This window comes from Kribbella sp. VKM Ac-2571 (assembly GCF_004362255.1).
Classification (GTDB): domain Bacteria; phylum Actinomycetota; class Actinomycetes; order Propionibacteriales; family Kribbellaceae; genus Kribbella; species Kribbella pratensis.
In genome coordinates, this window is sequence record NZ_SNWS01000013.1 from 117,281 (window position 1) to 132,996 (window position 15,716).

Genomic DNA, 15,716 nt, shown 5'->3' on the forward strand with positions numbered 1-15,716 from the left:
CCAGACCACTCGCCGGTGTGGCCTACCGATAGGGTGTGGCTGTACAGCGGCAGGGACCTGATTTTGCTGACCATGCAGACTTTGTGCTAGTTTTCACAAGCACCAGCAAAGAACAGCGACACCCCTGACCCCGCCCACCCGACGAGCTGGCCGCGAGACCAGCACGCCAGCAGGACGGAACCACCAGATGGCTCCCACGGCCCACAGCCCGAAAATCGCCGGACAAGCGACCAAGCACCCGGCGTTGGCGATGCTGCGTGGCGCTTTGGTCGCCGCCCTGGTCGTCGGCGTCAACGCGATCGCCGTCTCCACCGTCTGGGTCGGCCTGCCGGGCCTGTGGGGCTCGCTTCTCGGCCTGCTGATGGTAGTCGTCTTCTCCGGCGCCGGCCTGGTCGCGCTGCACCTGTCGCGGCGGTCCACGCCGACGATGCAGCTCGCGATCGCGATGGCGTCGTACACCGGCCGGATCGCCGTCTTCGGTGGCCTGCTCGCGCTGGCACTGAGCTCCGACGCCCTGGCCCGGCACGTGAATCTGACCGTGCTCGGCCTGGTTGCCGTGGTGATCGTGACGGCGTGGATGGCGGGCGAGATCTGGGCGTGGTCCCGGCTCCGCGTGCCGATCTACGACCTCGACAAGGAGGTGACGGCATGAGCACCGTGAGTAACGATTCGCCTTCTGTGGCGGGGATTGCGGGCCCCGATGTGACCGCATCTGTCACCAACTGGTACGTTTCGGGTGCCAATGAGCGAGCATCAGGATCCGAAGCCATCACCCCCGAATTCGGGCGACGGCTGGCGGGTCCTGTCCTACTTGATCGGCGGTGTCCTCGTCTACGGGGGCATCGGCTTCGGGCTGGATCGCCTCTTCGGCACCGAATTCTTGCTTCCGGTGGGCATCGTCCTCGGTGCCGGGCTCACCATCTTGATGTTGCACTTCCGGTACGGGTCGCGGTCCTGACCTCGGATCTGATCCCTACCGGGTCTGACGTTGTTGACCGCCATGCCCTGAGCCGCCCTGCCCTTAGCCACAAGGCGTCCGACTTGAGCACGACGCGAGAGGAGACCCGGTGACTGCCGGCGTTCCGACCGAGTTCACCCCGCCCGGTCCACAGAGTTTCGACCTTCCGCCGATCATCCCCGGCGTGGACTGGTTCACCAAGCCTGTGCTGGTGGCCGCGCTGTCCGTCGTCGTCATCATCTGGTTCTTCTGGGGTGCGTCCCGCAAGGCCGCGGTCGTCCCGAGCAAGCTGCAGTTCGCCGGCGAGCTCGGCTACAACTTCGTTCGCAACTCGATCGCCCGGGACGCGATCGGCAGCCAGGAGTACATGAAGTACGTGCCGTACCTGTGCGGCCTGTTCTTCTTCATCCTGCTGAACAACGTCGCCGGCACCATCCCGCTGATCCAGTTCCCGACCTTCAGCCACATCGGCTGGGCGTACGTGGCCGCGGTCATGAGCTGGGTCATCTACAACGCGGTCGGTATCAAGAAGAAGGGCCTGTGGGGCTACTTCAAGCACCAGACCATGCCGGCCGGCGTGCCGCTGTGGCTGATGCCGCTGATGATCCCGATCGAGTTCATCTCGAACATCCTGGTCCGGCCGATCTCGCTGAGCCTGCGGTTGTTCGCGAACATGTTCGCCGGCCACATCCTGCTCGGGGTGTTCGTGCTCGGCGGTGAGTACATGGTGTTCGAGTCCGGGAAGATCTTCCTCGGCGGCGTCGGCATCATCACCTTCATCATGGGCATCGCGATCGCCGGGCTGGAGCTGTTCGTCCAGTCCATCCAGGCCTACATCTTCGTGGTGCTGACCGCGCAGTACATCGGTAGCGCCATCTCCGACGAACACTGATCCCCCCGAAAGCCGCAGTACCCCCTTTGACCCGTAGTAACGGAAACCCGGATAGCCCCTATCCGTACGGAAAGGAAACACCGCATGAGCAACATCGCTCTCGCAATCAGCGGCAACATCGCCGTTCTCGGTTACGGCCTCGCCGCGATCGGCCCGGGCGTTGGCGTCGGCCTGATCTTCGCGGCGGTCATCAACGGCACCGCGCGGCAGCCGGAGGCTCAGAGCAAGCTGCAGTCGATCGCCTGGATCGGCTTCGGCGTCACCGAGGTGCTCGCGATCATCGGTATCGCGCTCGCGTTCGTCTTCAAGAGCTGACCACTTCTTACTGACTGACAGGACTCAGACATGCTGACGATGGTGCTACCGCTGGCCGCCGAAGGTGAGCAGGTGAACCCGCTGCTGCCGCACACCGCCGAGATCATCTTCGGTTTCGTCTTCCTGGTCCTCTTGGCCATCGCCTTCGCCAAGGTCGTCGTACCGAAGTTCGAGAAGGCGTACGCCGATCGGACCGCGGCGATCGAAGGCGGGATGAACGAGGCCAAGGCGGCCCAGGCCGAGGCGAAGGCGGCTTTGGACAAGTACAACGCGCAGCTGGCCGAGGCCCGCCAGGAAGCTGCGAAGATCCGCGAGGACGCCCGCGAGCAGGGCGCCCAGATCATCGCGGAGATGCGCGAGCAGGCGAACGCCGAAGCCGAGCGGATCGTCACCCACGCCCGCGCGCAGATCGACGCCGAGCGGACGCAGGCGGTGGCCTCGCTGCGCGGTGAGGTCGGCACGATGGCGACCACGCTGGCCGGCCGGATCGTCGGCGAGTCGCTCGAGGACGAGGCCCGGCAGCGCCGGACCGTCGAGCGGTTCCTGGCCGAGCTGGAAGCCTCGGAATCCGCCCGTCAGGCTGTCGGAACGGACGGCTGATGCGCGGCGCCTCGAACGATTCACTCGCCCGGGCCGAGCAGGCCCTGGCGAGTGCGACCCCGGCCGAAGGCCTGGGTGGCGAGCTGTTCTCGATCGCCAAGCTGCTGGACGGCAGCGGCGCGCTCCGGCGCGCCCTGACCGACCCGGCGCGGCCGGCCCGGACCAAGGCCGCACTGGCCGAGCAGTTGTTCGGCGGCAAGATCTCCCCCCAGGCGTTGGAGATCCTGTCCGTCGCGGTGTCCGGTCGCTGGGTCAGCGGCCGGGACCTGGGTAACGCCCTGGACCAGCTGAGTGTCGAGGCCGAGGTGGCCTACGCCGACACCCGGCGGAAGCTGGACGAGGTCGAGGACGAGCTGTTCCGGCTCGACCGGGTGGTTTCCGCCGAGCGTGCCCTGGCCGAGAAGCTGGGCGACCGGGGCATCCCGGCCGAGCACCGGCAGGAGCTGATCCGCGGACTGCTGCAGGGCAAGGCCGACGCCACCACGATGCGGCTCGCCGAGCGGGCCGTGGACGGCCGCGGCCGCTCGTTCGCGGCGTCGATGCGGTCCTACCAGGTCGCCGCGGCGGCCCGGCGGAACGCCAGCATCGCGACCGTGCGGGTGGCCACCGACCTGACCGAGGCGGAGCGCACCCGGCTCGCGGCGGCGCTCGGCCGGCAGTACGGCCGGGACATCCAGCTGAACGTGATCGTCGACAGAGGAGTTGTCGGCGGCGTGCGGGTGGACATCGGCGACGAAGTGATCGACGGAACCATCGCGGCCAAGCTCGACGACGCGCAACGGCGCATCGCGGGCTGAACCCCCTTAACGACATACAGCGGCGCTAAGGGTCGGGAAAGCCTCTTAGAGCCACAACAGGCCAGCAAGGGTCAAGGAAGCAGGAAACACAATGGCTGAGCTCACGATCAGGCCGGAGGAGATCCGGGACGCCCTGGATCGGTTCGTCACCGAGTACCAACCGGCCGACACCGCCGCCGAAGAGGTCGGCACTGTCGTCGATGCGGGTGACGGCATCGCGCACGTCGAGGGCCTGCCCTCGGTGATGACCAACGAGCTGCTCGAGTTCGAGGACGGCACCCGGGGTATCGCGCTGAACCTCGACGTCCGCGACATCGGTGTCGTCGTCCTCGGTGAGTTCGACGGGATCGAGGAGGGCCAGCAGGTCCGCCGTACCGGTCAGGTGCTGTCGGTGCCGGTCGGCGAGGGCTACCTCGGCCGGGTCGTCGACCCGCTGGGCAAGCCGATCGACGGCCTCGGCGAGATCCAGGGCCTCGAGGGCGACCGCGCGCTCGAGCTCCAGGCTGCCGGCGTGATGCAGCGCCAGGAGGTCCGCGAGCCGCTGCAGACCGGTATCAAGGCGATCGACGGCATGATCCCGATCGGCCGTGGCCAGCGCGAGCTGATCATCGGCGACCGCAAGACCGGTAAGACGGCGATCGCGGTCGACACGATCATCAACCAGAAGGCGAACTGGGAGTCCGGCGACCCGAAGAAGCAGGTCCGCTGCATCTACGTCGCCATCGGCCAGAAGGGCTCGACGATCGCGTCGGTCCGCGGTGCGCTCGAAGAGGCCGGCGCGATGGAGTACACCACCATCGTCGCCTCCCCGGCCTCCGACCCGGCCGGCTTCAAGTACGTCGCGCCGTACACCGGCTCGGCGATCGGCCAGCACTGGATGTACCAGGGCAAGCACGTGCTGATCGTCTTCGACGACCTGACCAAGCAGGCCGAGGCCTACCGCTCGATGTCGCTGCTGCTGCGCCGCCCGCCGGGCCGCGAGGCGTACCCGGGTGACGTCTTCTACCTGCACAGCCGCCTGCTCGAGCGTTGCGCGAAGCTGTCCGACGAGCTCGGCGCCGGCTCGATGACCGGTCTGCCGATCATCGAGACCAAGGCCAACGACGTCTCGGCGTTCATCCCGACCAACGTCATCTCGATCACCGACGGCCAGATCTTCCTGCAGTCCGACCTGTTCAACGCCAACATCCGGCCGGCCATCGACGTCGGTATCTCGGTCTCCCGGGTCGGCGGCGCCGCGCAGGTCAAGGGCATGAAGAACGTGTCCGGCTCGCTGAAGATCGACCTGGCGCAGTTCCGCGCGATGGAGGCCTTCGCGATGTTCGCGTCCGACCTGGACGCCACCTCGCGGCGCCAGCTCGACCGCGGTCAGCGCCTGGTGCAGCTGCTCCGTCAGCCGCAGTACTCGCCGTACCCGGTCGAGGACCAGATCGTCTCCATCTGGGCCGGCACCAAGGGCCACTTCGACGAGGTACCGGTGGACGACGTGCTCCGCTTCGAGCGGGACTTCCTGGACTACCTGCGCCGCGAGAGCAAGGTGCTCGAGGCGATCCGTGAGTCCGGGCTGTTCGGCGACGACGAGGCACAGGCCGTCACCGAGGCGCTGGCGGCGTTCAAGCCGACGTTCCAGACCTCCGAGGGCACGCTGCTCGGTACCGAGGCGGAAGCCGAGGCGATGGACGAGGGCGACGTGGAGCAGGAGCAGATCGTCAAGCAGAAGCGGGGCTGATCGACCGTGCCAGCCAATCTGCGGGAGCTTCGCGATCGCAAGGCCTCGGTCTCGACGATCAAGAAGCTCACCCGGGCGATGGAGCTCATCGCGGCGTCCCGGATCGTCAAGGCGCAGCAACGCGCCCAGGCGGCCGGTCCGTACGCGCGTGAGCTCACCCGCGCCGTGTCGGCGGTGGCGACGTTCTCGAACGTCGACCACCCGCTGACCACCGAGAAGGAGAACCCGCGCCGTGCCGCGGTGCTGCTGATCACCTCCGACCGCGGTCAGGCCGGTGCCTACTCGGCCAACGTGATCCGCGAAGGGGAGCGGCTGAACCAGCTGCTCCGCGAGGAAGAAAAGCAGATCGTTCCGTACGTCAGCGGCCGCAAGGGCATCGCGTACTACACGTTCCGGCAGCGCGAGATCGCGCAGTCGTGGTCCGGTGAGTCCGACAACCCGAGCTTCGCGCGGGCCAGGGAGATCGCCGACGCGCTGATCGAGGCCTTCCTGACCCCGACCGAGGAGGGCGGCGTGGACGAGATCCACATCGTCTTCACCCGGTTCGTGTCGATGCTCACCCAGCGCGCGGACGTGATCCGCCTGCTGCCGCTGGAGGTCGTCGAGGGCGAGGAAGCACCGGCGGCCGACGACGTGCTGCCGCTGTACGAGTTCGAGCCGTCGGCCGAAGAGGTGCTCGACGGACTGCTGCCGAAGTACGTCGCCAGCCGCATCCACTACTGCATGCTGCAGGCGGCGGCCTCGGAGCTGGCGAACCGCCAGCGGGCGATGAAGTCGGCGACGGACAACGCGCAGGACCTGATCGAGCAGCTCACGCGGGACCTGAACCAGGCCCGCCAGGCCCAAATTACCCAGGAAATCAGCGAGATCGTCGGCGGCGCGAGCGCGCTGGCCGACGCGAACGCCGGGAGCGAGTGAGAGAGATGACTGCCACGGTTACCGAGAAGAACAACGAGGCGGGTGCCACCGGCATCGGTCGCGTCGCCCGGGTGATCGGCCCGGTCGTCGACGTCGAGTTCCCAGCGGACGCGATGCCGGACATGTACAACGCGCTCGAGGTGGACATCACCCTAGGCGACCTCAGCCAGACGATCACCCTCGAGGTGGCGCTGCATGTCGGCGACAACATCGTCCGGGCGATCTCCATGAAGCCGACCGACGGCCTGGTCCGCGGCGCCGAGGTGCGTGACACCGGCGCGGCGATCTCCGTGCCGGTCGGCGACGTCACCAAGGGCCGCGTGTGGTCCGTGACCGGCAAGTGCCTGAACCAGGACGAGTCCGAGTTCGAGATCGCCGAGCGCTGGCCGATCCACCGCAAGGCGCCGGCCTTCGACCAGCTCGAGTCCAAGACCGAGATGCTCGAGACCGGTATCAAGGTGCTCGACCTGCTCACGCCGTACGTGCAGGGTGGAAAGATCGGCCTGTTCGGCGGTGCGGGTGTCGGCAAGACCGTTCTGATCCAGGAAATGATCTACCGGATCGCCCACAACTTCGGTGGTACGTCGGTGTTCGCCGGCGTCGGTGAGCGGACCCGTGAGGGCAACGACCTCATCACCGAGATGGAGGAGGCCGGCGTCTTCAAGGACACCGCCCTGGTCTTCGGTCAGATGGACGAGCCGCCGGGCACGCGCCTGCGGGTCGCGCTGTCCGCGCTGACGATGGCGGAGTACTTCCGCGACGTCAAGGAGCAGGACGTGCTGCTCTTCATCGACAACATCTTCCGGTTCACCCAGGCCGGTTCCGAGGTCTCCACGCTGCTCGGCCGGATGCCGAGCGCGGTCGGTTACCAGCCGAACCTGGCCGACGAGATGGGCGTGCTGCAGGAGCGGATCACGTCGACCCGGGGTCACTCGATCACCTCGATGCAGGCGATCTACGTGCCCGCGGACGACTACACCGACCCGGCGCCGGCGACCACGTTCGCCCACCTCGACGCGACCACCGAGCTCTCCCGTGACATCGCGTCGCGTGGTCTGTACCCGGCCGTCGACCCGCTGTCCTCGACGTCGCGGATCCTCGACCCGCAGTACATCGGCCAGGAGCACTACGACGTGGCCGTCCGGGTGAAGCAGATCCTGCAGAAGAACAAGGAACTGCAGGACATCATCGCCATCCTCGGTGTCGACGAGCTCTCCGAAGAGGACAAGATCACCGTCGCGCGGGCGCGCCGGATCGAGCAGTTCCTCTCCCAGAACACCTACATGGCGGAGAAGTTCACCAACATCCCGGGCTCCACGGTGCCGCTGAAGGACACCATCGAGTCCTTCAAGAAGATCACCGAAGGCGAGTGCGACCACATCGCCGAGCAGGCGTTCTTCAACGTCGGTTCGCTCGACGACGTCGAGCGCAAGTGGGCCGAGCTGCAGAAGGAAAACTGAGATGGCCGACGATTCCGCGAAGCACCTCGAGGTAGCCCTCGTCGCGGCGGAGCGGACGGTCTGGCAGGGGCAGGCGAAGATCGTCATCGCCCGCACCACCGACGGTGACGTCGGTATCCTGCCCGGCCACGCGCCGTTGCTGGGCCTGTTGCAGGGCGGCACCGTCCAGGTGCGGACCGTCGACGACGAGTACTTCGTCGCGGCCGCGCCGGACGGGTTCATCTCGGTGGCGAACGACCGGGTCTCGATCCTGGCCGAGAACGCCGAGATGGGTCACGACATCGACCTCGAAGAGGCGCGTCGCGAGCTCGATCAGGCGCTGGCGGCCGGCCTGGCCGACGCCGACGCCGACGAGGTGCGACTCGCCGAGGCCCGGGTCCGGGCCGCCGAGCAGACGTCGTAACCCGACCTGCCATAATCGAATATCGTCATTGACAGCACGGTTTCTCCGGGGTGCCCGGGGCAAGTACCGAACACGGGCACCGGAAATGGGGTCGGCAAGGTATGAGGACAGTCCTCGACGTCATCGGGGTCTGTCTGCTTGCCGCCGTACTGTTCATCGCTCTTGTCGCGTTCCGCCGTCGCTGGTTGTCCAGGGACGGCGGAACTTTTGATTGCAGCCTGCAACTCGCGGAGAAGGAACACGGCCGCGGCTGGGCGCTCGGGCTGGCCCGCTACGTCGGCGACGACCTGCAGTGGTTCCGCGTCTTCAGCCTCGCCTGGTGGCCGAAACTCGTCGTCAACCGCCGCCAGCTCGAAGGCGTCACCACCCGCCGCCCGATGGGCAACGAGCCCCTGGTGACGTACGCCGGCCACGTCATCGTCGACGCCGACCTCCGCGACCGCACCGTCCATTTCGCCATGACCGAAGAAGCCCTCACCGGCGTCCTGGCCTGGATGGAATCCGCTCCACCGAGCACCCAGACCTACCTGTAACTCGGTCGTCGTAGGAGTGTCAGGGCCACGCTAACGAGCTCGTGGACGAGCACACTGGAGTGGTGGAAGCGTGGGAGTTCGGCCGTGCGGTACGTCGGTGGCGCGACCGGGTCACGCCCGGGGCCGTGGGTTTGCCGCCGGGCAGCCGTCGCCGCGCGACGGGGCTGCGGCGAGAAGAGCTCGCCGGGTTGGCGGGTATCTCGACCGACTACCTGACCCGGTTGGAGCAAGGCCGGGCGATGTCTCCGTCGCCGCAGGTGGTCGAGGCACTGGCTCGGGCGCTGCGGGTCTCCGATCCGGAGCGTGACCTGCTCTTCGAGCTGGCCGGGCTTTCCGCGCCGGGCCCGGACGTCGTGCCGTCGCGGATCAGTGCGAGCGTTCAGCGACTGCTCGACCGGGTGGCGGACACACCGGTCGCCGTGTACGACGCGACGTGGACGCTCCTCGCCGCGAATACGCCGTACGACGCATTGCTGGGCGAGACGACCGCGTGGCGCGGACTCGAGCGGAACGCGCTGTGGCGCAACTTCGTCGGTCCTGGTACCCGGGTCGTCCATTCGCCGGAGGAGAAGGCGGAGCTGCTGGCCGGGCAGGTGGCCGACCTGCGCCGGACCGCGGCGCGCTACCCGGCGGACCGCCAGTTGCGCACGCTGGTCCGCGAGCTCGCCGCGAACAGTCCACATTTCGCCGACCTCTGGGCGCGGGACGAGCCGGAGCCACGATCCGAGCCGTCGAAGCGGAAAGTGGTCGACCATCCGGCCGTCGGGGCGATCGCTCTCGACTGCGACGTGCTGTTCGTCGCCACTGACGATGTCCGGCTCATGATGTACACGGCCGAGCCGGGGACCGAGGACGCGGAGCGCCTGGCCCTTGCCGTCGTCCTCGGCACCCAGCAGTTGGTGGAGTGAGCGCCGGTCCTGGCCCTGGCAGTCCTACGAAAACCGGACGACTATTCGAGCACTGACCACCGATCGAGACTCGTCGTATGACAGCGCAGAACGCATCGTGGATCATCACCGGGCCGACGTCCGGGATCGGCCGACGTACCGCCCTCGAGCTCGCCGCGCGCGGCACCGTCGTGCTCGTCGGACGCGATCCGGCGAAGCTCGCCGTGGTCGAGCAGCAGATCGAGGCGAGCGGCGGACACTCGGTTCCGGTCGTCGCCGACTTCTCCGACATCGAGAGCGTACGGCGTGCCGCCGCGGAGATCGTTGCCCTCGACCTGCCGATCGCCGGTGTGCTGAACAACGCCGGCATCATGTCGCCGGAGGACCGGAGGACACCGCAGGGCTGGGACCTGACCTACGCGACCAACCACCTCGGCCCGTTCGCGTTCACGGAGGCCCTCGTGCCGCATCTGCCGGACGGCGCCAATGTGGTGTTCGTGTGCTCCGGCGTCGAGGATCCCGAGCGCAGGCCTGCCGTCGTGGCAGGCTTTCGGGGCGCCCGCTACATCTCGGCCGCGGCAAGCGCGCGTGGCGAGTGGAAGCCGGGCGGCGCCTCGAGACCCGGCCTCGACGCCTACGCGACCTCGAAGCAAGGCAACCTGGCCACGGTGCTGGCGTTCGCGCGGGAGACACCGCGGCTGCGCTTCAACGCGGTAGAGCCGGGCTTCAGCCCCGGCAGCGACCTCGCCCGCGACTCCGGGCCGGTGCTGGTATTCCTGTCGAAGTACGTGCTCTCCCCGCTGGCGCCGATGATCAAGTACTGGAGCACGCCCAAGCGTGCTGCTCGAGTGATCACCGACGTACTGACCGCGGACTCCGACGCATCGGGCGTCTACTACGACGAACGCGGCAAGCCCATGCTCGGCTCAACACAGGTCCGCGATCCCGCATTCAGCGACCGAGTTGTCGCCGAGACCCGCGCCCTACTCGCCACCATCCCGTCCACTCGGTAGTTGCGGCCGACGTGTTCCTGCTAGCTCAGGTCGAGGGCTTTCAGGAGCATTGGCAGGGAGGCGTGCAGTTCGCGTTGCCAATAGGCCCACGCGTGCGTGCCCGGTCCGTAGAAGTTGGTCGTCAGGTGTTTCGCGCCGAGCTGCTCGAGTTGGGCAGCCAGGGCGTGGTTCTGACGGTTGAAGTCGGCCTCCAGCGCGTCCGTCTTCCCGGGCGGGTCGAACGGTCCGGCGGTGCCGTCGCCGCAGGACAGGTAGACCGGCAGCGACTTGAGCCGGTGCGCCAGGTAGTACGGGTCGTGCGCTTCCCAGATCCGGCGCTGCGCCACCGGGTCTCCCCATACCCGGAGCGGGTCGTTGCCCTGGCCGGCGAAGAATCCCATGATCCGGTTGATCGACTCGTCGTTCAGCAGCGGATGGGCCGAGCCGGAGTACGCCGCGGCCGCGCGGAACATGCCGGGATGGCGCGCGGCGTACAGCAGCGCTCCCTGGCCGCCCATCGAGAGGCCGGCCACGACGCGGTTCGAGCTTGCGCCCCAGTCGTGTTCCAGCAGGTGCGCCAGTTCGACGGTGTGGAACGTCTCCCACGCCGGGTCTCCGCCGGCGCCGTAGTTCCACCAGTTGCTGTACCAGCCGTTCCAGCCGGCCTCGGGCATGACGACGAGGACCTTGCGCAGGCTCGGGATCTTCGCGATGTCCGTGCCGGACCACGACGTGTAGTCCCCGCAGCAGCCGTGCAGCAGCCAGAACGTCGGCCAGTGCTGACGGCGGTCGGCCGGATTCCAGCCGTCCGGCGTGAGCAGGCGGACGTTGACCGTGCGATTGCCGAGAGCCTGGGACCGCACGGTCAGGTCGGTCAGCCGGTCGGCGACGTGCCGGACCGCGACCACTTCGGCGCCGCGCGGTGCGCCCTGGGCAATCTGCGTGGTGACCGTGGTCGGTGGTGGAGCCGCCTGCGCGGGCGCGAGGGGGGAGACTCCGAGGAGCACAGCGGCGACGAGTAGCGCTCGCCGACCGATCCAGGACAGCTTTGCGTGCACGAGAAACCTCCGGGGCGGGGGACGGATTTCTGCTCACCGCAGGTCGCCGAACGACCACCTGAAGTTGAAACCATTCCTGGTCGTTACTCAAGACTGCGTCCGCTCGCGTCGATCGATGGTCCGTGATCTGCGGCGAGCGGTCGACTAATTCGGTGGGCCGCGGCGTCCGGTGCGTGCCATCATCTGCGTCCATGGAGACATACTTCTTCCGCGTGGGCTAGCTTCCGCTGGCCTGTTCGAGGTTTCCCGCGGTCAGCGATGCGGGAGTGACCGGTTGGTTGTTCCCGGGTGCTATCCGGGAGATTCTCCATGCAGTTGGTGCTGGTGCGGACCGTCACGGGGTTGGAGTGGTTGGCGGCCGAGGAACTGGCCGTCGCCGGGCATCGGGTGGTCGAGGTCGGCAAGCGACAGGTGGTCGTCGAGCCTGCGCCCAAGTCGATCACGAGGTCGATCACGGGGTCGATCACGGGGTCGATCACGGGGTCGATCACGGGGTCGATCACGGGGTCGCCGCCACGGTTGGCGGATGATTTGTTTGTCGTGTATGCCGCGATTGCGGATCCTGGGCACACGAAGTCCGCGCTTGCTGGGGCGGCCGATGCGCTTCGCGGGGTAATGGAGTCGCCAGGTGATCGAGGCACGTTCGCGGTGTCGGCGTCGTTCCAGGGTGTGCGGAACTTCAATCGCTACGACGTCGAGGACCTCGTCGGGGAGCAGTTGGCTCGCCTGACAGGCGGTCGGTACCACTCGCGACGACACGGCGTCGCTCCACCGGACGAGCGCTCGGAGTGGCGCGTCGTGCTGGACGGGAAGACGATGTGGGTCGGCCTGCGCCCGTACGCCGTACCACTCCATCGGCGGCCGTGGCGGGGACGGACCGTGCGGGGGAGCCTGCATCCGCCGGTGGGCGCCGCGATGGCCCGCCTTGCGCAGCTCGAACCCGGGCAGCGTGTCCTCGATCCGTTCTGTGGCGCCGGGACGTTGCTGCTCGAGGCGCAGCTGCTCGAGCCGCAGGCGGAGTACGTCGGTCTGGACCATGACCCGGCCGCGATCGCCGCGGCCAGAGCGAACGCTGCCGGCAGACGGATGGAGTGGAGGTGCGCAGACAGCCGCACGCTCAGTACCGGTGCGGACCGCATCATCACGAACCCGCCGTGGAACCGGCGCGTGCCGATCGGCGACCTCGCGCCGTACCTCCGGGCTTGGCGACGGGTGCTCGAGGGGCGGCTGGTCGCGATCCTCACCCCGGAGCAAGCGACCGGACTACCCGGCGGGTGGCGGGTCGAGGCGCTGTACGACGTCGCAGTCGCCGGACGGCATCCCGTGATCGTCGTCGCAGAGGTTTCTCGGGGTTGATATGAGATCGTGCGAAAGCCATTCACCGAATCTGGGTATAAACAAGCACATGCTTTCCGGTGTCTGCGAGGTTGTTGCCGCCTGAGCCTTGGAGGACCTGTGATTCGTTCCCGGTCGGTTCGTCTGGTTGTCGGTCTGCTTGTCGGTGCACTGGTGCTTCCCGCGGTTCCGGCGCTGGCGTCGCGGGAGGTGAAGCTGGAGATCCTGTCGAGCCGGCCGGACAAGGTGACCGGTGGGGATGCGCTCGTCCATGTCGATGCGCCGGATGACGGCGTTCGAGTGACTCTCAACGGCGTGGACGTGTCGTCGGTGTTCACCGCTGACGGGGACGGGCTGACCGGACTGGTCGGGAACCTGCGGCTCGGCTCGAACCTCCTCCGCGCCGAGACGGACGGACGCAGTACGACGCTGGAGGTGCGGAACTACCCGCGGCAGGGGCCGGTGTTCTCGGGGCCGCACGAGCAGCCGTTCGTCTGTGAGACCGCGAAGTTCACGATTCCGGTGATCGGCGGCACGCTCGGCGCTCCGCTGGACGCGGACTGCTCGGTCGCGCCGCGGGTCGACTACTTCTACCGGACCACCGCGGGCCAGTTCGTGAAGTGGCCGGCAGGCGCCACGTCGTACCCGGCGGATCTTGCGAGGACGGACTCTGGTGATCCGTTCATCGTGCGCATGGAGACCGGGAGCGCGAACCGGGCCGTCGTCCAGACGAGCATGCTGCACGACCCGCTGCGTTCGGCCGCGCCGACCCCGACGCGGCGTTCCCAGAGCTGGAACGGCCGGGCGATCTTCACGCTCGGCGGTGGATGCGCCGGCGGCTGGTACCGGTCGGGTACGACGACCGGCGGGGTGACGGACGCGTTCCTGCTCGGTCGCGGGTACGCGCTGATGTCGTCGTCGCTGAACGTGTTCGGCCAGAACTGCAACGACCTGACCGCGGCCGAGTCCGCGATGATGACGAAAGAACTGTTCGTCGAGCACTACGGACGGCCGGACTTCACGGTCGGCTTCGGGTGCTCCGGCGGCTCGTACCAGGCGCATCAGATCACCGACAACTACCCGGGCATCTTCGACGGCATCATTGTCGGCTGCTCGTTCCCGGAGGTCGGGTTCGGCACCGTCTCGTTCATCAGCGACTCGTGGCTGCTCGACTCGTACTTCACCAGGTCGACGATGACGTGGACGCAGGAGCAGAAGCGTCAGGTGGCCGGCTTCCAGACGTACGCGACGCTGCCGAGTATGGCGGTGAGCGCGAACCGGATCGATCCGCGGCTCAATTGCTCCCATCTCCCGCCTGCGCAACGCTACGACCCCGCGACGAACCCACGCGGCGCCCGCTGCGACGTCTTCGACCACACGATCAACGCGTACGGCGCGGATCCGTCGACCGGGTTCGCCCGCCGGCCGCTCGACAACGTCGGCATCCAGTACGGGCTGAAGGTCCTGAAGTCCGGGGTCATCACGCCGGCCCAGTTCCTCGACCTGAACGAACGGGTCGGCGGGTTCGACGCGGACGCGAATCTCGTGCCGTCCCGGACCGCGGCGGATCCGCAGGCCGTGCGTACGGCGTACCGGACCGGGCGGCTGACGTACGGCGGGGGCGGACTGAAGGACGTGCCGATCATCGACTACCGGGCGTACTACGACACCCAGTCGTACGGCGACATCCACGTCCGGTACCACACGTTCTCGATGCGCGCCCGGCTGCAGAAGGCGAACGGTACGGCGGCCAACCAGGTGAGCCTGCTCGAGGACGCGACGTACGGACTGTTCAGCACTGCGAGCCCGCTGCTGCAGCACGCGGTCGATGAAATGGATCGTTGGCTGACGCAACTGACCGCGGACACCACGTCCCGGCCGCGGATCGACAAGATCGTGGCGGCGCGACCGTCCGGGCTGGTCGAAGGGTGCCGTGCTCCCGAGGGCTTCGTCCCGCAACCGTTGAACCGGGATCCGGCGTCGCGCTGCGAGAAGCTGTTCCCGTCCGCGTCGTTCCCGCGCGAGGTGGCCGGAGCAGGCGTGGCGGCGGACGTGATCAAGTGCAAGCTGCGGGAGCCGGTGCGAGCGGACTACCCGGGCTTCACGGACGCACAGTGGCGCAGACTGCTGGCGATCTTCCCGGGCGGTGTCTGCGACTGGTCACAACCCGGCATCGGCCAGCAGCCTCTGGCCGGAACCTGGCTGACCTTCCGCTAGGGCAGACCCGCTCGATCAGCCGAACCCAGGCGGTGGCGTGAGGTCGTAGCGGGCGATGACGTCGTCCAGCCAGGGTGCGTTGCCGATGACCAGTCCGTGCTTTTCGGCGAGTGCGGCCATGGCCTCCGGGTCGGGCGGTCCTTCGGAGGAGAGTTCGGTCATGGCCCAGAAGAAGTGTTCGAAGCCGGCCGGGCTGATGATCTCGATCATCCGCGCCGGCGACTTCCCCGCGTTCCACATGGTGTGCGTCTCGCCTCGCGGCTTGGTGATGTAACCCCCCGCGCCGAGGACGACCTCCCGGTCCCCGGACCGGAAGCCGATCTCGCCTTCGGTGACGATGGAGTACTCGTCCTCCTGCGTGTGCAGGTGCGGCGGCACGCAGGCGCCGACCGGGAACGGGTGCTCCACGACCGAAACCTGCCCGTTCGTCTGTTCACCGAAGAGCTTGAAGACCACGCCGATGGTCCCGAGATCCCGCTCATCGCCTTCGCCCGGCCGCAAGATGGTCAGCGGCGGCGCCTCGACATGATTCATCTCGTTACTCCCCCGACGCACCGGCGAGGCGGTGCTGCCTGCCCAAAGAGTCGACCCGGCGGGGGTGGCTGTCAATGCCTCGGGGGCT

General features: G+C 67.8%; 17 protein-coding genes. 15 read left to right on the top strand and 2 right to left on the bottom strand.

Translation table 11 applies throughout. From position 1 onward, the window contains the following. Positions 1-187 precede the first annotated feature (187 nt). The 13 genes from EV651_RS26935 to EV651_RS26995 all read left to right on the top strand — a co-directional run bounded on the left by EV651_RS26935 (position 188) and on the right by EV651_RS26995 (position 10,505). A complete protein-coding gene (locus EV651_RS26935; protein WP_133788038.1) occupies positions 188-652 on the top strand; it encodes a hypothetical protein in 465 nt (154 codons plus the stop codon). Positions 653-742: 90 nt separating this feature from the next. Further along, a complete protein-coding gene (locus tag EV651_RS26940) occupies positions 743-958 on the top strand; it encodes a hypothetical protein (RefSeq protein ID WP_130387318.1) in 216 nt (71 codons plus the stop codon). Between the two features lie 109 nt (positions 959-1,067). Beyond that, positions 1,068-1,850 (top strand): F0F1 ATP synthase subunit A, encoded by a 783-nt coding sequence (gene atpB, locus EV651_RS26945; protein ID WP_133788039.1) that lies wholly within the window; start codon positions 1,068-1,070, stop codon positions 1,848-1,850. A gap of 84 nt (positions 1,851-1,934) precedes the next feature. Then, positions 1,935-2,165, top strand: coding sequence for an ATP synthase F0 subunit C (gene atpE, locus EV651_RS26950; protein ID WP_133788040.1), 231 nt, complete (start codon positions 1,935-1,937; stop codon positions 2,163-2,165). 30 nt (positions 2,166-2,195) lie between these two features. Then, a complete protein-coding gene (locus EV651_RS26955; RefSeq protein ID WP_133788041.1) occupies positions 2,196-2,765 on the top strand; it encodes a F0F1 ATP synthase subunit B in 570 nt (189 codons plus the stop codon). Then, a complete protein-coding gene (locus EV651_RS26960; RefSeq protein WP_133788042.1) occupies positions 2,765-3,562 on the top strand; it encodes a F0F1 ATP synthase subunit delta in 798 nt (265 codons plus the stop codon). The genes EV651_RS26955 and EV651_RS26960 overlap by 1 nt, the downstream gene beginning before the upstream one ends. 91 nt (positions 3,563-3,653) lie before the next feature. Continuing rightward, positions 3,654-5,291 carry a F0F1 ATP synthase subunit alpha gene (atpA, locus tag EV651_RS26965; protein WP_133788043.1) on the top strand — a complete coding sequence of 546 codons (1,638 nt, stop codon included), beginning with the start codon at positions 3,654-3,656 and terminating at the stop codon, positions 5,289-5,291. A 6-nt stretch (positions 5,292-5,297) separates the two neighbouring features. After that, complete coding sequence (locus tag EV651_RS26970; protein WP_133788044.1) at positions 5,298-6,209, top strand: F0F1 ATP synthase subunit gamma; 912 nt, start codon at positions 5,298-5,300, stop codon at positions 6,207-6,209. A 5-nt stretch (positions 6,210-6,214) separates the two neighbouring features. Continuing rightward, the gene (gene atpD / locus EV651_RS26975; protein ID WP_133788045.1) at positions 6,215-7,669 is read left to right on the top strand and encodes a F0F1 ATP synthase subunit beta; all 1,455 of its coding nucleotides are present in this window, start codon (positions 6,215-6,217) and stop codon (positions 7,667-7,669) included. A 1-nt stretch (position 7,670) separates the two neighbouring features. Further along, positions 7,671-8,072 carry a F0F1 ATP synthase subunit epsilon gene (locus tag EV651_RS26980; RefSeq protein WP_133788046.1) on the top strand — a complete coding sequence of 134 codons (402 nt, stop codon included), beginning with the start codon at positions 7,671-7,673 and terminating at the stop codon, positions 8,070-8,072. A 101-nt stretch (positions 8,073-8,173) separates the two neighbouring features. Beyond that, positions 8,174-8,605 (top strand): DUF2550 domain-containing protein, encoded by a 432-nt coding sequence (locus EV651_RS26985; RefSeq protein ID WP_133788047.1) that lies wholly within the window; start codon positions 8,174-8,176, stop codon positions 8,603-8,605. A gap of 62 nt (positions 8,606-8,667) precedes the next feature. Next, positions 8,668-9,513, top strand: coding sequence for a helix-turn-helix transcriptional regulator (locus tag EV651_RS26990; protein WP_133788048.1), 846 nt, complete (start codon positions 8,668-8,670; stop codon positions 9,511-9,513). 77 nt (positions 9,514-9,590) lie between these two features. After that, entirely contained in the window at positions 9,591-10,505 is a 915-nt protein-coding gene (locus tag EV651_RS26995) for an SDR family NAD(P)-dependent oxidoreductase (RefSeq protein ID WP_133788049.1), read from the top strand. 20 nt (positions 10,506-10,525) lie between these two features. On the opposite strand, the gene EV651_RS27000 is transcribed toward EV651_RS26995, so the two are convergent. Next, positions 10,526-11,542 carry an alpha/beta hydrolase family protein gene (locus EV651_RS27000; RefSeq protein ID WP_133788050.1) on the bottom strand — a complete coding sequence of 339 codons (1,017 nt, stop codon included), beginning with the start codon at positions 11,540-11,542 and terminating at the stop codon, positions 10,526-10,528. A 309-nt stretch (positions 11,543-11,851) separates the two neighbouring features. Between EV651_RS27000 and EV651_RS27010 the strand changes: the two genes are divergently transcribed. Further along, positions 11,852-12,898 carry a methyltransferase domain-containing protein gene (locus EV651_RS27010; RefSeq protein WP_166658799.1) on the top strand — a complete coding sequence of 349 codons (1,047 nt, stop codon included), beginning with the start codon at positions 11,852-11,854 and terminating at the stop codon, positions 12,896-12,898. Between the two features lie 99 nt (positions 12,899-12,997). Continuing rightward, entirely contained in the window at positions 12,998-15,094 is a 2,097-nt protein-coding gene (locus tag EV651_RS27015; RefSeq protein ID WP_202870528.1) for a DUF6351 family protein, read from the top strand. A gap of 15 nt (positions 15,095-15,109) precedes the next feature. Here EV651_RS27015 and EV651_RS27020 read toward each other — a convergent pair whose 3' ends face one another. After that, a complete protein-coding gene (locus EV651_RS27020) occupies positions 15,110-15,628 on the bottom strand; it encodes a cupin domain-containing protein (protein ID WP_133788052.1) in 519 nt (172 codons plus the stop codon). Positions 15,629-15,716 lie beyond the last annotated feature (88 nt).